This window comes from Buchnera aphidicola (Lipaphis pseudobrassicae), assembly GCF_005081185.1.
Taxonomy (GTDB): domain Bacteria; phylum Pseudomonadota; class Gammaproteobacteria; order Enterobacterales; family Enterobacteriaceae; genus Buchnera; species Buchnera aphidicola_AD.
On the sequence record NZ_CP034870.1, the window covers coordinates 353838 to 374892 of the forward strand.

Sequence of the window (21055 nt, forward strand, 5' to 3'; positions counted from 1 at the left end):
TAGAATCTGCAATTATTATACATGATATGTTAATAAAAATAAAACCTCAGAAAAAAAAAATAATTGATCATAATCTTCAAGAATTTAAAGCAAATCTATTAAAATTAGATAAGGATATAAGTACAAATTTTTTACCTATTAAAGAAAAAAAATATTTCACTGTTCAAAATATTTATAAATATTTTGAAAAACATTATAAGTTAAATTCATTAGGAAATTTTGAAAAACTATCAAGAGTACAAGTAGGAGCTCGAAATTTATATGAAATAAAACAAGATTTATTGCAAAAAAAAGCAACATGTATTTTTACAGAATTACAATTCAATAAAAATATAATTGATACTATAATACGTGGAACAAATATTCGTAAGGGTATACTTGATTCGATTGGGATTGCAATTCCACTACATAAGAATAGCTATCTAATCTTTCTTCTACAGTTATCTAATCAATATATTCGCTGCTTGCAAACACCGTAAGGAAAAAAAAGTGCAGCAAATTTACAAAGTTTTTTTATTGCATTTTTATTTTATTTATAAAATTACTTTTATTCTGATTAATAGTATAATGATATGTATATTTTTATCAGGTTGTGACGTTTTATTTCAAAACAAAAATAAAAATATTTTATTATACGATAAAAAAACAAATCAAAACATAGAAAAAAGAGAATATTCAAAAAGAAATAATTTAAAACATTTAAATATTGTCAAAAAATATCATTGTATTGTGAAAAAAAACGAAACAATTATTTCATTGCTTCATAAATCTGGCGTCAATGAAAAAGATATATTAAAATTAATTTCAATAGATAAGTTAATCTTAAAAAATTTAAAAAATAGTCAAAGTTTATCTTGGAAAGTTAGTGAATCAGGTAAATTAATAGAATTAATATGGAAGATTTCAGATTTTCAAAGAAAAATATATAAAAGAGATAAAAATCAACTATTGTCAAATATTGCTCTAAACAATTTTCTCATACATAAAACTATATTAATAAAAAAAAATTCAACTTTTATTAATAGTGCATTAAAATCAGGTTTAAATCAATTTGATATCAACAATGTTATTAAAGCTATTGAATGGCAAGTAGATTTTCGTACATTAGATATTAATAGTATTTTTAATTTAATTTTTTTACATAATACAAATAATAAAAAAAATTTATTATTAGGTGTAAAATTAAATAATTCTGGACAAAAATATTATTCTATACGAGCGTTTAACGGTAATTTTTATGATCTTAATGGATATAGTAAAAAAACATATTTTATCAATTTCTCATTTTTAAAAAAATATCGAATTTCTTCTAATTTTAACTTACATCGCATTAATCCAGTTACTCATCGTGTCACTCCACATTTAGGTGTTGATTTTGCAATGCCTCAAGGAACACCTGTTTTGGCTACTACTAATGGAAAAATTATTAAAGCATGTTTTAATAAAATAGCCGGATTTTACATTACATTAAAAGATCAAGATCATTATATGACTAAGTATATGCATCTTAAAAAAATATTAGTCAAAACAGGTGATATTGTAAAAATTGGACAAAGAATTGGTTTATCAGGAAATACTGGTCGCACTACAGGTCCACACTTACATTATGAAATTTGGATTGATAATCATGCAGTAAATCCTGTAAAGATTATGTTTAAACATTCTAATACACTAAACAAGAAAGAAAAAAAAACTTATTTAAAAGAATTAAGAAAAATTTTAAAATATTTGAATTGATAAAATATTTAAAACTATGTTTACATTAATACATTGTTTCATTAAATATAAAATAATTATCTAACTTTTAAAATTTTTATAGTATTAGTTTTTCCGATTTTTCCCATAATATCACCTTGAGTTACAATAACTAAATCATTAATATGTAAAAAACCTTTTTTACACAATAATATAATAGCTTCATTAGCAGCTTTAAAACCATCATATTTACTATCAAAATAAATAGGAATAACACCTCTATAAAGACTTGATAAATTTAAGGTTTTAGCATGTTTAGATAAAGCAAAAATAGGTAGTCCAGATGTAATTCTAGAAGTCATTAATGCAGTTTTACCTGATTCAGTCATTGTAATAATTGCTGTAATGCCCTTTAAATGATTAGCAGCATACATAGCTGACATAGCAATTGTTTCTTCAATATTATTAAATATAATATTAAGACGATGTCTAGATACGTTAATGCTAGGTACTTTTTCCGCACCTTTACAAATTTTTGCCATTTTAATAACAGTTTCTGATGGATATTTACCTGATGCAGTTTCAGCAGAAAGCATAACTGCGTCACTACCATCTAAAACAGCATTAGCTACGTCCATTACTTCAGCACGAGTAGGAGAGGGATTAGTAATCATAGATTCCATCATTTGTGTTGCAGTAATTACTATTCTATTTAATTGTCTTGCTGTTCTAATCAATTTTTTTTGAATTCCAGCTAATTCAGAATCACCAATTTCTACTCCTAAATCTCCTCTAGCTATCATGATTCCATCAGAAGATAATATAATGTCTTCTATAGTTTTTTCATTCATAACTGCTTCAGCACGTTCTATTTTAGCGATAATCTTCGCTTTACTATGAGATTTTTCAGCTAATTTTCTAGCTTTTTTTAAGTCTTCACTACATCTAGGAAATGATATTGCTAAATAATCTACATCAATTTTACATGCAAGTATTATGTCTTTTTCATCTTTTTTAGTAAGTGAATTAGCTGATAATCCACCACCTAATTTATTAATACCTTTATTATTAGATAAAATTCCACCTATAATTACTTTTGTAAGTATTTCATTATTGTTTACTTCTATAACTTGTAATTGTATTCTTCCATCATCTAATAATAAAATATCGTATTTTTTTAAATCTTGAGGCAATTGTTTATAATCAATTCCTACTCTTTCTGCAGTTCCTTCATCTTCTTTTAAAAAAGAATCCAATATAAAAAAATCACCAATTGTTAGAAAAACTTTATTTTTTTTAAATTTAGAAATGCGGATTTTAGGACCTTGTAAATCACCTAGCAATGCGATGTGACAATTTAAATCATTCATAATTTTTTTTGCTTGTTTTGCTCTTAATTCATGTTCAATTGCTGAACCATGAGAAAAATTTAATCGCAAAACATTTACTCCGCAACGAATTATTTTTTCAAGATTATTTTCAATATCCGTAGATGGTCCTAAAGTAGCTACAATTTTTGTTCTTCTTAAACGATTTAACATAAAAACAACCCTTTTTATTTTTAGAATAAATTAAAAATATTTTTACAAAACTTATACCTATTCTTATTTTAAAAATTAAATTTTCAATTAATCATCAGAATAAAATATTTATTTATATTTTTTTAGTTATTTAGTAAAATTAAAGAATATTAAATAATAATATTATTTCACATTCAAGATTTTATATGTCAATTAAATTTCTTACTGTTTGAAATAAAACTATATTAGTTTATTAAATTAAATATTTTAAATTTGATATATAAATTTTTAAAAAAGAGAAGGTTATGATTATAGAAATAAATCAAGCTTGCGATTTAGTAATTTTTGGTGCAAAAGGAGATTTGTCAAAACGAAAATTATTACCTGCTTTATACAAATTAGAAAAATTAAACAAAATACATAAAAATACACGTATTATTGGGGCAGGTCGTGCCGACTGGAACATACAAGAATATATAAAAATAGCAAAAACAGCAATAAAAAGTTTTTTGAATGAAAAAATAGATGATATTATTTGGAAAAAATTTAGTACTCGTTTATATTTTTGTAATATTGATGTTTATGAAAAATTACATTTTTTTAGATTAAAAAAAATACTAAATCAAAAAAAAAATATAATAATTTATTATTGCGCTATGCCTCCTAATACATTGCATTCTATTTTTATAGGACTAAAAAATGCTAGTCTTAATCCTGATTCATCTCGAATAATTTTAGAAAAACCATTAGGTGTTTGTTTAGAATCATCGAAAAAAATTAATAATCAAATTTCTAAATATTTTACAGAATCTCAAATATTTAGAATAGATCACTATCTTGGAAAAGAATCTATACTCAACTTAATTGCATTACGTTTTTCCAATTCTTTATTTTTTCATAATTGGAATAATGAAATAATTGATCATATTCAAATTACTGTATCTGAAGAAGTAGGCATTGAAGGTAGATGGAATTACTTCAATAATACAGGACAAATGAAAGATATGGTACAAAATCATATTTTACAAATATTAACTATTATCGCAATGGATCAACCAGAAAGTATTACATCTGAAAGCATTAAAGCTGAAAAATTAAAAATTTTACGTTGTTTAAAATCTATTAGTAATCATAATGTAAATACACATACTGTTAGAGGGCAATATTCATCTGGAACTATAAAAGGGAAAAATGTACCTTCTTATATAAAAGAAGAGGATGCAAAAAAAAATAGTCAAACTGAAACATTTGTTGCTATTAAGGTTAATATTGACAACAAAAAGTGGTTTGGTGTTCCATTTTATTTAAGAACAGGTAAACGATTGCCACATAAATATTCTGAAATAGTGGTATTTTTTAAAAAAATTCCTGTAAATTTATTTAAAAATTCAAATTTACAAGAATTTCAAAATAAATTAATTCTACGTTTAGAACCTAATGAAAATATTAAAATTGAGTTTTTAAATAAAAGGCCAGGACTAGATCAAGAATATAAATTAGAAAATTCTTATTTAAAATCTAATTACTCTAAAAAAAAATCTATCAATTTAATTGATGCTTATGAAAGATTACTATTAGAAAGTATGAGAGGTATACAATCTTTGTTTGTTTCTCGTGAAGAAATAGAAGAATCATGGAAATGGATAGATCCAATTGTAGAAGCCTGGAAAAAAACAAAAAATAATGAAATACAGTTATATAAATCTGGTACTTGGGGGCCTGAAAATTCAAATTTATTACTTTCTCGTGATAATCGTGTTTGGTATGAATTTAATTAAAAAATTATCTATCTTGACTTAATTGATCTAATTATGTTAGCTTGAACACTAATTTTTTGAGATTTTTTTAAATAAAACAATATAACATGTTTATATATTTAAAAAAACAATAAAATTATTTTTTTAATATTTATTTTGCTAATAGAGGAAGATAATATCTTATGATACGTATTATTCTTTTCTTATTAACTAATTTAGCAGTTATGTTAATATTTAGTTTAATCCTTAGTATTACAGGCGTTCAATCTGATAGTGTTTACGGTATACTGATTATTTCCGGATTATTTGGTTTTAGTGGCTCTATTATATCATTGATGTTATCTAAATGGATTGCATTACGTTCTGTAAATGGTGAAATTATTACACATCCTCGCAATGAGATAGAAAGTTGGTTAATAAATAAAGTACGCGAACAATCTATTAAAACTGGTATTATTATGCCTCAAATAGCTATATATCAAGCTCCTGATATAAATGCTTTTGCAACAGGAGCACGTCGCAACTCCGCTTTAATTGCTGTGTCTACAGGTTTATTGGAAAATATGACGCGCAATGAAGCAGAAGCTGTTATCGCTCATGAAATTGCTCATATTTCAAATGGCGATATGATTACTATGACTTTAGTACAAGGAGTAGTAAATACCTTTGTTATTTTTATATCTCGAATGTTATCACAAATTATAAGTAATATTATATCAAATAACCGAAGTGAAAATAATGCAGAAGAAAAAAATTCATTTGTATATTTTATAATATCTACATCATTAGAATTAATCTTTGGTATATTAGCGAGTGTTATTACAATGTGGTTTTCTAGACATAGAGAATTTTATGCTGACGCTCGTTCTGCTAAGTTAGTAGGTAGTGAAAAAATGATTTCTGCATTAAATCGTTTAAAAACAAGTTATGAACCACAAGAATCTGATAATATGATTGCATTGTGTATAAATGGAAAATCTAATTCTTTTTTTAAATTATTTGCTTCTCATCCTTCTTTAGAAAAAAGAATAGAAGCATTAAAAAACCAAGAATATATGTAATCAAAATCATCTTCTCTTAATAGAAAAAATTCTATTAAGAGAAAAAAATAAAATTATCAATATCTAAAAAAATAAACTTGTGTTTTTCTATAAAAATGTTATATTATGATAAATAATATAATTTTTATTATTAAATTTTAATTTTTAATTAAATTTTTAGGTAAAAAAATCAGTTACAATTCTGTTTATGCATAGAATATTAAAATTTATAAAATTTAGAGTAAAGACGTTGATACAACTTCTCTTGAAAAATCCTAAATTCGTGCCTTATAACAGTAGTAAGTAGTGTTTTTTTCTCTATAAATTAGAATTTAAGACTAATAAATATTCGTAAGGAAGTTATAAAATGGCTAAAATTAAAGGTCAAGTTAAGTGGTTCAACGAATCTAAAGGTTTTGGTTTTATTACACCATCAGATGGTAGTAAAGATGTTTTTGTTCATTTTTCTTCAATTCAAGGAAACGGATTTAAAACATTAACTGAAGGACAAAATGTTGAATTCGAAATACAAGATGGTCAAAAAGGACCAGCAGCGGTAAATGTTTTTTCTATATAAAACACTATTTAAATTATAAGTCCTCTGTTATAAAGATCAGAGGTCTTGATTTTAAAAATTCAATTATTTTGATTATATAACTTTATTTTTCTATTAAAAACTGTTTGATTTTTTAACCTCTAAAATAATCTATTAACATTTAGCATGTTTAATTATTAAAAAGATATATTTTAATTAAAATATTAATTTTTTAATGACTATATATCAACATAGTATATTAAGTTCTAAGTGCACAGATGCAATCTCTCATAAAATATACTCACTCATATATGACCTAAATTTATTCAAATTTTTTTGTTTTTCTAAATGTATTCAAAAATATAGAGTATATCAAATTTCTATACATGATATATTTCAAAATAAGTTGAATATTACACTGTCCTATTTTTTTTTATGGAGTTTTTCTGATGGAGTTTTTTTTAGACCCGTCAACTTGGGCAGGTTTGTTAACTTTAGTTGTTCTAGAAGTAGTATTAGGAATCGATAATTTAATTTTTGTAGCAATTTTATCAGAAAAACTACCTCCGAATCAAAGAGATAAAGCACGATTAATTGGTTTGGGATTAGCACTAATAATGCGTTTAGCACTTCTATCATTAATATCTTGGATCGTAACACTTACTTCTCCTATTATTAATAATAATTTTTTCTCTTTATCAATACGTGATGTTATTCTTTTATTTGGTGGTTTATTTTTATTATTTAAAACTACAATGGAATTACACGAACGATTAGAAAGTAATCATCATGAAAGTTCAGAAAATAAAAATTATGCAGGTTTTTGGGCTGTTGTGATTCAAATAGTAGTCTTAGATGCTGTCTTTTCATTAGACGCTATTATAACAGCAGTAGGCATGGTAAATCAATTATTAATCATGATGATTGCTGTTATATTAGCAACGATTTTAATGTTATTAGCATCAAAAACTTTAACTAATTTTATTAATCTTCATCAAACGGTAGTAGTATTATGTCTTAGTTTTCTATTAATGATTGGTTTTAGTTTAGTAACAGAAGCTTTAAAATTTTATATACCAAAAGGGTACTTATATGCTGCGATAGGTTTTTCTATTTTAATAGAAATTTTTAATCAAATCGCTCGTCATAATTTTATGAAAAATCAATCTAGAAGACCTATGAGACAAAGAGCTGCCGAAGCTATTTTACGATTAATGATAAAAGAAAAACACGAAAAAGAAAAAATAAAACAAAAAACAAATAATACTACCACGAAATCTGTTCAATCTTCTTCAGAAATGGAAACATTTAAAGATGAAGAAAGATATATGATTAATGGAGTTCTTACTTTAGCTGGTAGATCTATTAGAAGTATCATGACTCCAAGAAGTAATATTTCTTGGGTAAATACAGAAAAAAGTACCGATGAAATTCGTATGCAATTATTAGATACTCCTCATAGCTTGTTTCCAGTATGTAAAGGAGAATTAGATGAAATAATAGGAATTGTTCGTGCTAAAGAACTATTAGTTGCTCTTGAAGAAAAAATAGATGTATCTAATTTTTCAAGTAAAATATTGCCAATTATAATACCTGATACTTTAGATCCTATCAATCTTCTTGGTGTACTTAGACGTGCTCAGGGAAGTTTTGTGATTGTTAGCAATGAATTTGGCGTTGTACAAGGATTAATAACACCTTTAGATGTTTTGGAAGCAATAGCAGGAGAATTTCCAGATGCAGATGAAACACCAGATATTATAAAAGAAAATAACAGTTGGTTAGTAAAGGGAGAAACTGATTTACATTCATTACAACAATTACTTAATACTGAAGAACTAATTAAAGAAAATAATTATGCTTCTTTAGGAGGATTATTAATTGCTCAAAAAGGCCAATTGCCTATGACAGGAGAAATCATTTATATTCATCCCTTTCATTTTCATATTATTAAAGCAACAGAATATAAAATTGATTTAGTTAGAATTATAAAACATCAAGATGATATTCAAGCAAGCTTAAAATGATAATTCATATATTTTACTAAAAACTTTATATTTTTTTTGAGATAAGTATGTCTAAAACAATTTTAGCATTTGATACTTCAATAGATCATTGTTCGATCTCAATATATAAAAAAAATTACATATATTCCCTTTCAGAAGAATGTAAAAAAACACATACTAAAAAAATGCTTCCTATGCTTGAAAAAATATTATTCCAAACAAAAACTAAGTTAAAAGAATTAGATTATATTGGTTTTGCAAAAGGACCTGGAAGCTTTACTGGTTTACGTATTGCGGCAGGCATTGCGCAAAGTTTATCATTAGTCTTAAATATTCCTATTATTGGTGTTTCAACTTTAGCAATCATGGCTGAAAAAGCATGGAGAAAATATAAAAGAAAACGAATAATAGTTTTAATAACAGCAAAAAAAACACATATTTATTGGGGAAAATATACAAAAAACAAAGAATCTATTTGGATAGGAGAAAATACAGAAATTCTTCTTGAAAAAAAATTACTTGAAACAAAAATAACAAATTTAAAAAAAAAATGGACTCTGGTTAGTAATGAAGAACAAGATATTAAATCTAAAAGATTGTTAAATATTAATGATAAAAAATATTTTTTTCCTAATGCAAGAGATATTATTCCCTTTATCTTATTAGAAATAAAGAAAAAAAAGAAAAACTACTTTGCTGCAAATAGTATAAATTATTTATATGACTTCTAATGTAGAAAATTAAATCTATTAAATAAATCAATACTGAAATTGTTAAAAATATATTCAGTATTGATTATGTTGTAACAGCATAATATTATAAAATGTATGATAAAAACTAATTTTTATTTGCTTTAATCAACTTTAATATATTTAAATTACTATTTTCTAATCAGGCAAGATAATATTTAGTTCTAATATAGAAATATCTTGATTTTTTTGTTCTAATTGTACAGTTACCATATTAGGTTCAATATTTACGTATTTACAAATTACAGATAATATTTCACGTTTTAATTGTGGAAAATAATCTGGTTCGTTATTGTATTTTCTTTGTTCTGCAATAATTATTTGTAATCGTTCTTTTGCGATATTAGCAGTATTTTTGTGTCGGGATAAAAAAAAGTCCAACAAAGCCATATCTATCTCCCGAATAAACGTTGAAAAAAACCTTTTCTCTCTTCTTCAATAAAACGAAAATTATGTTTTTCACCTAGTAATCGATTAACAGTATCAAAATAAGCATGCCCTGCATTTGAATTAACGTCTAATATTATAGATTCTCCTTGATTAGATGAACGCAGAACAGATGGATCTTCTGGAATTAAACCAATTATAGGTATTTGAAGGATTTCTAAAACATCTTTCATACTTAACATTTCCCCTTTTTTAACACGAGTAGGATTATAACGTGTTAATAAAAGATACTCTTTAATAGGAATTTGATTTTGTTTGGCTCTTTTTGATTTAGATGAAATAATTCCTAAGATTCGATCAGAATCTCGTACTGAAGAAACTTCTGGATTAGTTGTAATAATAGCTTCATCGGCAAAATATATCGCTAAAATTGCACCGGTTTCAATTCCGGCAGGTGAATCACAAATAATAAAATCAAATTGCATTCTTATAAGCTCTTCTAAAACTTTTTCAACTCCTATATATGTTAAAGCATCTTTATCTCGAGTTTGTGATGCTGGTAGAATAAATAAATTATTTGTTTTTTTATCTCTAATTAATGCTTGATTTAAATTTGCATCACCTTGAATAACATTAATAAAGTCATAAACTACTCTACGTTCACATCCCATTATTAAATCTAAATTTCTTAGTCCTATATCGAAATCTATGACAACAGTTTTTTTACCTTTCTTCGCTAAACCAGTTCCAATTGCTGCACTTGAAGTAGTTTTACCTACACCTCCTTTCCCTGAAGTTATTACAATGATCCGTGTCATATAAAAATATCCTTAAAAAAACATACTTAACCGAGAGGATTTATAGTTAAAAATTTATTTTTTAAGTAAATTTGAGCTGATTTTCCAATAAATTTTGAAGGTATTTGATCTGATAACCAATATTCACCAGATATAGAAACTAATTCTGCAAATAATCCTGTACAAAAAATTTTTCTAGTAGTATCTCCATTAGCACCTGCAAGAACTCTACCGCGAACAATACCATAAATATGAATATTTCCATCTGCTACTAATTCTGCTCCAGCACTAACATTATTAATTACTATTAAATCTGCATGTTTTGCATAAATTTTTTGACCTGAACGTACAGGTATATCTATAATGTGAGTTTTTTCTATTTTTTTTGTTTTTTTGATAAAAATTTCCTTTTCTTTATGCAAGAAATTAACATAAGAATTATCAATGATATTTATATTATGGTTAATATTTTTTTTATTTTCTGATAAAACAGGTAATCCTAAACTAATAATATTTTTTTTTAAAATATCATTTTTACAACCACTAACACCAACTATGTTAAAACCATGAAAAATAATTATTTCTTGAATTTTTTTCCAATCTTCTATATTAGATAAACCTGAAATATTAACAATTACAGGTGCATTTTTAAAAAAATTCGGACATTCTTGTATTTTTTTATACAATGATTTATTAATCAAATCTAAATTATTATTATTTAAATATAATACTAATAATGTAAAATTACTGCCTTTAATTTCAATAGATTTTTTTTGCATATTTATTGCTCAATAATATTTGCTTATATGCACATAAAACTTTCAATAAAAAATAATAAAATTTTATATGTGTAAATTATAATATAAATATATTATGATAACAATTTCTATTTTTTTAGTTTTAAATCTATTTAAACCAAAAGGAATAATTTAATTTTGTTGTTTTCTAAAACTAGTCAACTCATATTACGTAATAGTAAAATATTTGAAAAGAAAAAAGTATTTTTTTCAGGAAATATAAAAGATAAATTTCCAATGTACTTATTAACCAATAAAACTATAATAAACTTCCCAAAATATAATGATTACATTAATTTTCAGAAAATCAAAAATATTAAAAATGTTGATATTTATAATAATTTATTAATTTCAAAAAAAATGATTCAAGATTGTAATACAATAATTTATTATTGGAATAAAAATAAATCTGAATCGGAATTTCAATTAATTAATATAATGTCTTGTTTTTCAATAGGAACTGAAATTTTTATAGTTGGAAATAATTCTAGCGGAATAAAAAGCGCACCATTAATATTAAAAAAATTAATTAATTTAAAAATAATAGATAATGCAAAACATTCTATATTAATTTTTGGTTGTTTAATAAAAAAAATAAAATTTGTAATAGAAGATTTTTTTAAAATACATACATGGAAGGAATTTTTTATAAAATCTTTACCGGGTGTTTTTGGTTATAAAAAAATCGATGAAGGAAGCAAGTTTCTTGCTTCTACTTTTTCAAAAAATATAACTGGAAAAGTTTTGGATGTAGGTAGCGGAACAGGATTTTTATCGGTATCTTTATTACGTTCTTCTCCTGATGTAATTTTAACTTTAATAGATAATAACGTAGCTGCATTAAAATGTAGTAAAGAAACTCTACATACTAATCATTTAAAAGGAGAAGTTATACTTAGTGATTTATATTCGAATATATTTAACAAATTTGATTTAATTATTTCTAATCCACCTTTTCATGAAGATCTAAAAATAAATTTTAATATAATTAAAAAAATGATATTTTACTCTATACAATATTTAAACAGAAATGGTGAATTTAGATTTGTAACAAACAGTTGCTTTAAATATGATTTTTTATTAAAAAAAACTTTTAAAAAATATTCTATATTAAAAATAAACAATAAGTATAAAGTATATCAAGCTTTTTTAATATAAATATAAAAAATATTATTGGTACCCGGAGCGGGACTTGAACCCGCAAAGCTATAAAAGCCGAGGGATTTTAAGTCCCTTGTGTCTACCAATTTCACCATCCGGGCTTAGAGGCGTATCCCGGAATCGAACCGGGTTATACGGATTTGCAATCCGCTACATATCCAATCTGTCAACACGCCTATATTTTTATTATAAGAAAAAAAAATAAAAATTACAAACAAAAAAAATATTTTTTATAAAAAATATTAAAAATATATATAAAAGGATAAAATTATCTTTACAATAAGTAATATAATGATTTATTATAAAATTTATATAAAAATTTTGATAACGGAGAGATGGCCGAGTGGTTTAAGGCAGCGGTCTTGAAAACCGCCGATGAGAAATCATCCGAGAGTTCGAATCTCTCTCTCTCCGAAAATTAAAATAAAAAATCTTAATAAAACCTTTCTTAATTATTAATATTTTCTTAAATACTAAAAAAGATAATATTAAATCTTATTAATACTACATAGTATATGCTATTTAACATCTGATAATACTTCAATTTCTACACGACGATCAGGAGCTAAACAACTAATAAGTAAAGATCGATTTTTAACATCTTTACAAACTTGATTAGTTAATGGATAAAGCTGTCCCATTCCTTGAACAACAATTTGATCTCTAGAAAATCCATGAGAAGTTAAGTAATTTTTAATGCTATAAGCACGATCTTCAGATAATTTTTGATTATACTCTTCATTACCGATTCTGTCTGCATGCCCCAAAAGAACAATTGAAACATTTTTTAGTTGCATTTTTTTGATATTATCATCTAATTCGTTAAGTTTATCATAAGAGATAGGTTTTAAATCTGCACTATTAAAGGGAAAATTAATGTTTTCATTTAATGCATTATATTGCTTGTTTAATAAATTAGTATTATAAGTTGAAAACAAATCATTTATATGTGTTTTTCCAAACTTCCATCCAAAAGAAAAAACCGCATCTCCTAAAGAAGGTTTAATAGATAAATCCACTATATTTTTAACTTTGTTTTTCCATGTATAATCTAATCTAGTAATAAATTTTTCGTTAAAAATATACTCCGCTCCTAAAGAAACACTAGGAAATAATGAACTATTTGGAGTAAACATATTGTTTAAATTCTCTTTAGAAACAAGATCATCCCAAAAAATTATTCCACCTAATTTAGTATAGACATGTAAACTGTCTGTTAGTGGATATGATAATTTTGTTGCAAGTTGTACACTATTAGCTTGCATATGTATATTGTTTTTTTGAAATATTTTATGAGGGAAAAAACCATTAGTATTATTTTCTATTTCTAATCCAAAATATGGATTGAATTCATATCCTAAAAAAACTCCAATAATTGGAGCACTTAAGTTTTCTTTTAAAATAAAGTTATCTTCTAACTGTTTAGATTTTTTAGCATCATAACTATACTTTAAAGGATTAAAGTAAGACCATCCAATCTTTGTTCCTAAATACCATCCATTTTGTTCTTTAGCTTGAACAGACGCAACTAAACTTGCTAATACAAATATGATAGCAAGAGCTCGTTTTTTCATTTGAAAACTCCCTTATTTTTAGATAAATTAAAATAGTTAGTATTACATAATATAAAAATATATTATTAAAAATATATTATATATTAAATATTATATGAATAATACATTAACAATTTTAATTGTGTCATGAATATCATTCTTATGATAATCGAGAGATTTTATAAGAAAAATTTAATATATGTATTCCTAAAAGATATAACATAAGTAAATATACTGCCCCAGAAATAAAAAAAATAAAAATCAAACGTATTATTTTATTATAAAAAGAACCTATATCCCAAAGAGGCATGACGTTTAATACTAATAATAAAATAACAACCATTACTAATGTTGATATGATTAATTTTAAAATGAAAATTAATTCACGAAAGTTAAAAAAAATCATTTTCCTTTTATATAATTCAAAGTAAAGTAATAAAAAGTTTATCCAACTAGAGATACTAATAGATAAAGCTAAACCTGAATGTTTAAAATAAAAAATTAAAAATGGATTCATTAACTGTGTTAACAACAATGCAAAAAATGAAATTTTCATAGGAATATTCGTTTTTTCGCAAGAATAAAAAGCAGAAGATAATATCTTTACTAAGATAAAAGAAATTAAACCAAAAGAATAATATTTTAATACTTGTTCAGTCATTAAAACATCAAAATATGTAAATTTTCCATATTGGAAAAGAACAATAATAATAGGTTTTGCAAGTATAAAAATAATTACAGCACTAGGTATTGATAAAATTAAACTGATTTGCAATCCCCAATGAAGTAGTTTTTTATATTCTGATTTTTTATTTTTTTTATGAGTCTTAGAGAGCGATGTAAATAAAATTGTATTTAAGGATACACCTAATATACCTATTGGAAATTCTATTAATCTATCAGCATAATATATCCAAGATATCGATCCCGCATTAAGCAATGAACTAAAAATAGTATTAATTATCAAAGAGATTTGATTAGCAGAAGTTCCTAAAACAGCAGGTCCTATTTTTTTCAAAACTTTTATAAGACCAATATTATTCCAACTAATATTTGGCATTACTAACATATTTATGTTATATAAAAAAGGAAGTTGATAAAGTAATTGAAAAAAACCACCTATAATAACAGACCATGCTAAAGCAACAATAGAAGGATGGAAAAAAGAACTACAACAAGAAGAAAAAAAAATAATACTAAGATTTAGAAAAATTGGAGATAAAGAAGGTATAAAAAAATAATTCCAACTATATAAAATTGATGAAAAAAATGAAGACAACGAAATAAATAAAATATATGGGAACATAATTGTCAATAAATGTGTAGACAACGTTAATTTTTCTAATGATTCTAAAAAACCTGGTGCATTTAATGAGATTAAAAAACGAGAAAAAAACATTCCTAATATTGTAAAAAAAAGCACAATAAAAATCATAAAACCAAATGTAGAAGAAATAAATTCTTCCATAGATTTTTTATCTTTAGTCGATCTATACTCCATTAATATAGGAATAAATGCTTGAGAAAATGCACCATCTGAAAAAATACGACGTAATAAGTTAGGAATTTTAAAAGATACAAAAAAAACATCTGTGTAAAAAGAAGCACCAAATGTATTAGCAATTAGAACATCTCGGATAAAACCTAATATTCGAGATATTAAAGTCATAGCACTAACTGATATGAAAGGTTTTAAAAGATTCATGTTAAAACAACCTGTTACCTATAAAAAACCTAAATTATTATTAATAATAAGACAAAATAAAAATGTATGAAAAAAAAATAACAATTATTAAACCAGATGATTGGCATGTTCATTTACGAGATGGTCAAATATTAAAAAAAATTATTAAATATACTGGCAAATTTTATAAAAGAGCTATAATTATGCCTAATCTTGACAACCCTATTATCCGTTGTTCTCAAGCAATCTCTTATCGTAATAGAATTTTAAGGTCTATGAATTCAAATTATAAATTTGAACCGTTAATGACATGTTACTTAACTCCTTCTACAACACTAAAAGAAATAAAATTAGGATTTACTAAAAAAATATTCATAGCAGCTAAATTATATCTTCGCGATTCTACGACTAATTCAAAAATTGGAATAAAAAAAATTAATGATATTATTCATATTTTAGAATATATGGAAAAAATAGGAATGCCATTGCTAATTCATGGTGAAGAAATTGATAAAAACATTGATGTCTATGATAGAGAAGCAATGTTTATTGAAAATACTTTAGAACCTTGTCGTAAGAAATTTCCAAAATTAAAAATAGTATTAGAACACATTACAACTAAAGAATCCGTAGAATATGTTAAAGAACATGATCCAAAATATCTCTCTGCAACTATTACACCACATCATTTAATGCTTAATAGAAATCATATGTTTTTTCAGGGAATTCAACCATATTTATATTGTTTGCCTTTATTAAAAAAAAAACTTCATCAACAAGCATTAAGAAAAGTTATTGCTACAGGAGATAAACATTTTTTTTTGGGAAGCGATACAGCACCACATTTACATAAAAATAAAATTAATTTTTTTGGATATGCTGGAATATTTAATGCACCATCCTCTTTACTATGTTATGTTACAGTTTTTGAAGAAATGAAAGCTTTACAATATCTACAATCTTTTTGTTCAGAAAATGGACCTAGATTTTACAATGTTTGCATTAATAAAGAAACTATAACATTAGTCAAAAAACCATATAAAGTATTAAAAAAAATAAATATTGGAAAAGATATAATTGTTCCATTTTTAGCAGGAAAAACTCTAAATTGGTCCCTTGAAACTTGATTTTGATTAAAGTAATATTTTATAGTCTTTTCTAAATTTTTAAATGTCCACTAATATCATAAATAGCTCTTTTTTTATATGATGAAAATAATTCAAAGAAAGATTCATTTAAATACAAATTTTTATTAATGAGAATTTTATTTTTAAGATTTAATTGTTTTAATAAAACACACTTTTTAAAAACAATGTTCCAATAATTCTTTAATTGTATATTCGTTTCATAAGGTGCAAAGATATTGTATTTCTTTTCAAGAGATAGTCTATTTTTATTTAAGGTAAAAAATTTTTCAAATAATTTTTTTTTTTCTTTAAAAAGAAATTTGAGTATATCTATATTTGTATTGGGTTGTAATAAATTATTATATTCTTGATTTAAAATTTTTTCTAATGAAATTATTGTATCTTGTATCATAGTTATTGTATCTATTAAAGTTTTCATTATTTTATCGATTTATTAAAAAAAATATTATATATATGGTACAAAAAAATATATAATTATATCAATTAAATCATACCATAAGAATTTTAAATTTTAAAAAATTATACTGTCTGTTTTGCTTGATCTAATTAAAAACATGTTTATAGAAAATAACTAATTTTAAATAGAAATGACCACTTGACCCATTTTATTTACAATGCCAGTAATAATTTTACCAGTTTTTGTTTTAACGCGAACATTATCATTTTCAGCTCCATTACTTAAAGATTTTGCTTGAGAAGAAACTGTTAAATATTTACTACAAATAATAATAGTAATTTGTTGATTAAACTTAACTAACCAAAAAGGTCTAGTCATAAAAGATGTGATTGGTTGTAATGGGAAAATATCACGTATATTAACTTTATTAATAACATCTTTCTTATTTAAATAAGTATTATCAGGTAATTTATCTAATCTACCTATTAAAACCTTTAAATCTGATTCTTGTATTTTAGTGCCTCGAGGTATTTTTCTGTTTGCTACAATGTATTCTCCTTTTTCTTGAAGTTCGATTTTTAAAAAATGATGAGTTTTACCACAAACTAGAAGAATATCGGTTAAACCTAAATAATGAAAATTGTTTAAGATAGAAAAATAAGGTTTTTTACAAAAAATATTTTTTTTCAATGGAGTACGTATTATAATATTTACGTTTTTTCTAAAATAAAACTCTTTTTTAAAGAAACTGTTTAGTTGATCAGTTAAACTAATAGCATTGACTTTAAAAGAGAAAAAAAATAAAAAAAAATAAATTATTATTTTCATTAATATCATTAAAGATTCCTTCATTTATATTAATGTAATATAAATTATATAATAGTTATTTTTTACATAAAAATAATTAAAATATAACGTAAATATATTTTTTATATTTTCATGAAAAACATAAAAATATTTTAAAAAATAATATTTTACATAACTATTAAAAATTTTCATATCATATATTATTAAGGAAAAAAAATGTTTAGTAAAATAAATGAAATGTTTGATTTCCATCAAAAATTATTAAATATCTATTCTAAAAGACAAGAAATTTTAGCTTCTAATATTTCTAATGCAGATACACCTGGATATAAATCTGTAGATATTAATTTTAATGATGAATTTCGTAAAATAATAAAAAATGATTTTAATAAAGAAAATATTACTCTTAGAAAAACATCTCCTAATCATTTAAATGGAAATAATAAAAATATTTCCTCTCCTAAAATAATTTCTATGATGACAGATCAAGAAAAACCTGATGGCAATACAGTCAATATGGATAGAGAAAGAATTGAATTTTTAAATAACAGTTTAAAATATCAATCAGATTTATCATTTATAAAACATGAAATTAAAAATATAGTACGTATTATACAAGGATAATATAGATTATGTCTCTTCTAAATATATTTAATATTGCAGGATCAGCAATGATTGCACAGTCAAAAAAAATGAATGTTATTGCTAGTAATTTAGCGAATATGGATAGTATAGTGCATAAAAATGGAAAATTTTATCCTTATGTTGCACAACAAGTTATTTTTAAATTAGATCCTATAGAAAATTCAAAAATAGGGGGAGTAAAAATATCTAATATAATCGATAATCCTAGCCCAATGAATCTTGTATATGATCCAAATAATCCTATGGCCAATCATAAAGGTTATATTTTAACATCAAATGTCAATCCTATAACAGAAACAATAAATAATATTTCGGCAGCGAGAAGTTATCAAGCTAATATAGAAGTACTAAAAACAGCTAAATCAATGATATCTAAAACATTAACAATTATTGAATAATGGAAAATATATGGGTACTATTAATGTTGATTCACATATAGATAATAATTTTATCGAAAAAAATAACAATAGTTTACAAAACGATTTTAATCCATTAGATTTACAAAAAAACTTCTTAAGTTTATTAATTGCACAAATTAAAAATCAAGATCCAACTGATCCTATTAAAAATACAGAGTTAACAACACAATTAGCACAAATTAATACAGCAAGTGGAATTGAAAGATTAAATAATACTGTGGGAAACTTTTCTAACCAAATTAATCAAAATAAAAACATTCAAGTATCTTCATTAATTGGACGTCGTGTGATGATACCTAGAAATCAAATTGTACACACTAAAAATACTAAAACAAGACTTGGTGTAGAATTAATTGGAAATGCGACTTCAATAACAATAAAAATTATAGATAATAATAAAAAAGTTTTACATATTTTTGAAAAAAAACAAGATAATATTAAACCTGGCGTTTATAATTTTATATGGGATGGTAAAGATTTAGATCAAAACAATGTAGAAACTGGAAAATATAATATTTTAGTAACAGCTAAAAATAAAGATCAAAATGTTCCTATTCAAGGTCTAAGTGAAGCTTTAGTACATAGTATAATTACATCTTCTGGTAATGATCCTATTATAGATTTAGGAGCAGCAGGAAACACAACACTTTCGAAGATTCGTGAAATTCTTAAATAAAATCAATTTGATAAACAAAATACTAAGGATAAAATATATGGCAACTACAGAAGCAATAAGTGGTTTGCTTGTTAATAGTTATTATATGGATACTATATCTAATAATATTGCTAATGCATCCACAATAGGATACAAAACTAGTACACCAGTTTTTTTCGACATATTTTCTCGTGCTCATTATTCGACTAGTCATCAAGGATCAGGTGTTGGAGTTTTAAGTGTTATTCAAAATTTTAATAATGGACCATTAATTGCAACTGGTAGAGATCTAGACTTAGGAATTATAGAAAATGGTTTTTTTCGACTTTTAGATCCTCATGGAAATGTACATTATACAAGAAATGGTCAATTTTTACTTGATGAAAATAAAAATATTATTAATATGCAAGGAATGTACTTAACTGGAAAAAATCAATTACATTCAGAAAACAACTTAAACAATACATCTGATCTAGAACCTATTAATTTAAATAATTCCTATATATTAGATGGAAAAGCAACTTCTGAAATAACATTACGTGCAATTTTAAAAAGTAATGACAGTGCTATTGATAATGCAAATGATACTTTTAATCATTTATCATCATCAGCAGATTATGTTATTGACATTTACAACAAAGAAAAAGAAAAAGAACAATTAAACATCAGTTTTTCTAAAACGGATAAAAATACATGGAAAATGAATGTAGAATCAACCAAACCTTCTGATGATTATAATATTAGAGATATTAATCATAGTTTTGACTTAAAATTCAATTCTGATGGTAAAATAATTTCTGATACAAAATTTGAAATTTATTCAAGAAATTTAAAAAATAAAAAAATAACTCTTGATATAACAGGTACTGTTGAAAAACCAGATGTTAATAATACTCTAGATAAAATTAATCAAAATGGATACTCAACAGGATTTTTAAAAACATTTAATATTCTTCAAAATGGTGAAATTATAGGAATTTATTCTAATCAGAAGACACAATCAATAGGTCAAATATTATTGTCAAAATTTATTAATCCTGAAAAATTACAACATGAAAGTGGTAGTACGTGGTCAGCAACTGTAGAATCAGGTCAAGAAAATACAGGTATAGCAGGTGACTTAGGATTTGGAATTATAAGTGAAAAAAGTTTAGAAGCATCTAATGTTGATTTAAATAAAGAATTAATTAATATGATTATTGCACAACGTAATTATCAATCCAATGCACAATCTTTTAAAACAGAAGATAAAATAATTAGTACATTAATTAATTTAAAATAATTTATCAATAGGATCAAAGGT

21 protein-coding genes and 3 tRNA genes are annotated in these 21055 nt (G+C 24.1%); 14 read left to right on the plus strand and 10 right to left on the minus strand.

The features are described 5' to 3' along the window. Positions 1 to 479, plus strand: a 479-nt coding sequence (locus D9V70_RS01635) for a metal ABC transporter solute-binding protein, Zn/Mn family (protein ID WP_172599338.1), incomplete at its 5' end; no start/stop codon positions are given. A 10-nt stretch (positions 480 to 489) separates the two neighbouring features. Then, the gene (gene mepM / locus D9V70_RS01640; RefSeq protein WP_158356024.1) at positions 490 to 1737 is read left to right on the plus strand and encodes a murein DD-endopeptidase MepM; all 1248 of its coding nucleotides are present in this window, start codon (positions 490 to 492) and stop codon (positions 1735 to 1737) included. Between the two features lie 56 nt (positions 1738 to 1793). Here mepM and pyk read toward each other — a convergent pair whose 3' ends face one another. Further along, positions 1794 to 3236 (minus strand): pyruvate kinase, encoded by a 1443-nt coding sequence (gene pyk, locus D9V70_RS01645; protein ID WP_158356025.1) that lies wholly within the window; start codon positions 3234 to 3236, stop codon positions 1794 to 1796. 284 nt (positions 3237 to 3520) lie between these two features. Between pyk and zwf the strand changes: the two genes are divergently transcribed. The 5 genes from zwf to tsaB all read left to right on the plus strand — a co-directional run bounded on the left by zwf (position 3521) and on the right by tsaB (position 9284). Continuing rightward, positions 3521 to 4993, plus strand: coding sequence for a glucose-6-phosphate dehydrogenase (gene zwf / locus D9V70_RS01650; protein WP_158356026.1), 1473 nt, complete (start codon positions 3521 to 3523; stop codon positions 4991 to 4993). Between the two features lie 161 nt (positions 4994 to 5154). Continuing rightward, positions 5155 to 6033, plus strand: a complete 879-nt coding sequence (gene htpX, locus D9V70_RS01655) for a protease HtpX (protein ID WP_158356027.1) — start codon at positions 5155 to 5157, stop codon at positions 6031 to 6033. 346 nt (positions 6034 to 6379) lie between these two features. Then, positions 6380 to 6589 (plus strand): transcription antiterminator/RNA stability regulator CspE, encoded by a 210-nt coding sequence (cspE, locus tag D9V70_RS01660; protein WP_158340647.1) that lies wholly within the window; start codon positions 6380 to 6382, stop codon positions 6587 to 6589. Between the two features lie 407 nt (positions 6590 to 6996). After that, a complete protein-coding gene (locus tag D9V70_RS01665) occupies positions 6997 to 8574 on the plus strand; it encodes a TerC family protein (RefSeq protein ID WP_158356028.1) in 1578 nt (525 codons plus the stop codon). Between the two features lie 47 nt (positions 8575 to 8621). After that, the gene (gene tsaB, locus D9V70_RS01670; protein WP_158356029.1) at positions 8622 to 9284 is read left to right on the plus strand and encodes a tRNA (adenosine(37)-N6)-threonylcarbamoyltransferase complex dimerization subunit type 1 TsaB; all 663 of its coding nucleotides are present in this window, start codon (positions 8622 to 8624) and stop codon (positions 9282 to 9284) included. A gap of 156 nt (positions 9285 to 9440) precedes the next feature. On the opposite strand, the gene minE is transcribed toward tsaB, so the two are convergent. From minE to minC, 3 genes are read right to left on the minus strand one after another with little or no spacing between them, the layout of a single operon-like run. Then, on the minus strand, positions 9441 to 9692 hold the full coding sequence (minE, locus tag D9V70_RS01675) for a cell division topological specificity factor MinE (protein ID WP_158356030.1): 252 nt from the start codon (positions 9690 to 9692) through the stop codon (positions 9441 to 9443). A gap of 2 nt (positions 9693 to 9694) precedes the next feature. Continuing rightward, positions 9695 to 10507 carry a septum site-determining protein MinD gene (gene minD / locus D9V70_RS01680; protein ID WP_158356031.1) on the minus strand — a complete coding sequence of 271 codons (813 nt, stop codon included), beginning with the start codon at positions 10505 to 10507 and terminating at the stop codon, positions 9695 to 9697. A 26-nt stretch (positions 10508 to 10533) separates the two neighbouring features. Further along, the gene (gene minC / locus D9V70_RS01685; protein ID WP_158356032.1) at positions 10534 to 11265 is read right to left on the minus strand and encodes a septum site-determining protein MinC; all 732 of its coding nucleotides are present in this window, start codon (positions 11263 to 11265) and stop codon (positions 10534 to 10536) included. Positions 11266 to 11421: 156 nt separating this feature from the next. Here minC and rsmC point away from each other — a divergent pair, with 156 nt between their 5' ends. Further along, positions 11422 to 12441 carry a 16S rRNA (guanine(1207)-N(2))-methyltransferase RsmC gene (gene rsmC, locus D9V70_RS01690; RefSeq protein WP_158356033.1) on the plus strand — a complete coding sequence of 340 codons (1020 nt, stop codon included), beginning with the start codon at positions 11422 to 11424 and terminating at the stop codon, positions 12439 to 12441. A gap of 16 nt (positions 12442 to 12457) precedes the next feature. On the opposite strand, the gene D9V70_RS01695 is transcribed toward rsmC, so the two are convergent. After that, positions 12458 to 12545: transfer RNA gene (locus tag D9V70_RS01695), tRNA-Leu, on the minus strand. Between the two features lie 4 nt (positions 12546 to 12549). Further along, positions 12550 to 12620: transfer RNA gene (locus D9V70_RS01700), tRNA-Cys, on the minus strand. A 153-nt stretch (positions 12621 to 12773) separates the two neighbouring features. Between D9V70_RS01700 and D9V70_RS01705 the strand changes: the two genes are divergently transcribed. Beyond that, positions 12774 to 12858 (plus strand) — tRNA-Ser (locus tag D9V70_RS01705). Positions 12859 to 12962: 104 nt separating this feature from the next. Here D9V70_RS01705 and D9V70_RS01710 read toward each other — a convergent pair. Both D9V70_RS01710 and murJ read right to left on the minus strand, forming a co-directional pair. Then, positions 12963 to 14018 carry an OmpA family protein gene (locus D9V70_RS01710; protein ID WP_158356034.1) on the minus strand — a complete coding sequence of 352 codons (1056 nt, stop codon included), beginning with the start codon at positions 14016 to 14018 and terminating at the stop codon, positions 12963 to 12965. 139 nt (positions 14019 to 14157) lie between these two features. Next, positions 14158 to 15702, minus strand: a complete 1545-nt coding sequence (murJ, locus tag D9V70_RS01715; RefSeq protein ID WP_158356035.1) for a murein biosynthesis integral membrane protein MurJ — start codon at positions 15700 to 15702, stop codon at positions 14158 to 14160. A 62-nt stretch (positions 15703 to 15764) separates the two neighbouring features. On the opposite strand from murJ, the gene pyrC reads away from it, so the two are divergent. Continuing rightward, positions 15765 to 16808: a dihydroorotase gene (pyrC, locus tag D9V70_RS01720; protein ID WP_437177659.1), complete on the plus strand. Its 1044-nt coding sequence runs from the start codon at positions 15765 to 15767 to the stop codon at positions 16806 to 16808. A 31-nt stretch (positions 16809 to 16839) separates the two neighbouring features. Here pyrC and flgN read toward each other — a convergent pair whose 3' ends face one another. Next, entirely contained in the window at positions 16840 to 17247 is a 408-nt protein-coding gene (gene flgN, locus D9V70_RS01725; protein ID WP_158356037.1) for a flagellar export chaperone FlgN, read from the minus strand. A 159-nt stretch (positions 17248 to 17406) separates the two neighbouring features. Next, positions 17407 to 18054 (minus strand): flagellar basal body P-ring formation chaperone FlgA, encoded by a 648-nt coding sequence (gene flgA / locus D9V70_RS01730; RefSeq protein WP_158356038.1) that lies wholly within the window; start codon positions 18052 to 18054, stop codon positions 17407 to 17409. A 195-nt stretch (positions 18055 to 18249) separates the two neighbouring features. Here flgA and flgB point away from each other — a divergent pair, with 195 nt between their 5' ends. From flgB to D9V70_RS01750, 4 genes are read left to right on the plus strand one after another with little or no spacing between them, the layout of a single operon-like run. Then, entirely contained in the window at positions 18250 to 18657 is a 408-nt protein-coding gene (gene flgB / locus D9V70_RS01735) for a flagellar basal body rod protein FlgB (RefSeq protein ID WP_158356039.1), read from the plus strand. A gap of 8 nt (positions 18658 to 18665) precedes the next feature. Continuing rightward, entirely contained in the window at positions 18666 to 19076 is a 411-nt protein-coding gene (gene flgC / locus D9V70_RS01740) for a flagellar basal body rod protein FlgC (RefSeq protein WP_158356040.1), read from the plus strand. Between the two features lie 10 nt (positions 19077 to 19086). After that, positions 19087 to 19773: a flagellar hook capping FlgD N-terminal domain-containing protein gene (locus D9V70_RS01745; RefSeq protein ID WP_158356041.1), complete on the plus strand. Its 687-nt coding sequence runs from the start codon at positions 19087 to 19089 to the stop codon at positions 19771 to 19773. Positions 19774 to 19810: 37 nt separating this feature from the next. Further along, the gene (locus D9V70_RS01750; RefSeq protein WP_158356042.1) at positions 19811 to 21034 is read left to right on the plus strand and encodes a flagellar hook protein FlgE; all 1224 of its coding nucleotides are present in this window, start codon (positions 19811 to 19813) and stop codon (positions 21032 to 21034) included. Positions 21035 to 21055 lie beyond the last annotated feature (21 nt).

Coding starts and splice junctions, on each gene's coding strand:
- pyk (WP_158356025.1), bottom strand. CDS start 3,236: ATGTTAAATCGTTTAAGAAGAACAAAAATTGTAGCTACTTTAGGACCA.
- zwf (WP_158356026.1), top strand. CDS start 3,521: ATGATTATAGAAATAAATCAAGCTTGCGATTTAGTAATTTTTGGTGCA.
- htpX (WP_158356027.1), top strand. CDS start 5,155: ATGATACGTATTATTCTTTTCTTATTAACTAATTTAGCAGTTATGTTA.
- cspE (WP_158340647.1), top strand. CDS start 6,380: ATGGCTAAAATTAAAGGTCAAGTTAAGTGGTTCAACGAATCTAAAGGT.
- D9V70_RS01665 (WP_158356028.1), top strand. CDS start 6,997: ATGGAGTTTTTTTTAGACCCGTCAACTTGGGCAGGTTTGTTAACTTTA.
- tsaB (WP_158356029.1), top strand. CDS start 8,622: ATGTCTAAAACAATTTTAGCATTTGATACTTCAATAGATCATTGTTCG.
- minE (WP_158356030.1), bottom strand. CDS start 9,692: ATGGCTTTGTTGGACTTTTTTTTATCCCGACACAAAAATACTGCTAAT.
- minD (WP_158356031.1), bottom strand. CDS start 10,507: ATGACACGGATCATTGTAATAACTTCAGGGAAAGGAGGTGTAGGTAAA.
- minC (WP_158356032.1), bottom strand. CDS start 11,265: ATGCAAAAAAAATCTATTGAAATTAAAGGCAGTAATTTTACATTATTA.
- D9V70_RS01710 (WP_158356034.1), bottom strand. CDS start 14,018: ATGAAAAAACGAGCTCTTGCTATCATATTTGTATTAGCAAGTTTAGTT.
- murJ (WP_158356035.1), bottom strand. CDS start 15,702: ATGAATCTTTTAAAACCTTTCATATCAGTTAGTGCTATGACTTTAATA.
- pyrC (WP_437177659.1), top strand. CDS start 15,765: ATGTATGAAAAAAAAATAACAATTATTAAACCAGATGATTGGCATGTT.
- flgN (WP_158356037.1), bottom strand. CDS start 17,247: ATGAAAACTTTAATAGATACAATAACTATGATACAAGATACAATAATT.
- flgA (WP_158356038.1), bottom strand. CDS start 18,054: ATGAAAATAATAATTTATTTTTTTTTATTTTTTTTCTCTTTTAAAGTC.
- flgB (WP_158356039.1), top strand. CDS start 18,250: ATGTTTAGTAAAATAAATGAAATGTTTGATTTCCATCAAAAATTATTA.
- flgC (WP_158356040.1), top strand. CDS start 18,666: ATGTCTCTTCTAAATATATTTAATATTGCAGGATCAGCAATGATTGCA.
- D9V70_RS01745 (WP_158356041.1), top strand. CDS start 19,087: ATGGGTACTATTAATGTTGATTCACATATAGATAATAATTTTATCGAA.
- D9V70_RS01750 (WP_158356042.1), top strand. CDS start 19,811: ATGGCAACTACAGAAGCAATAAGTGGTTTGCTTGTTAATAGTTATTAT.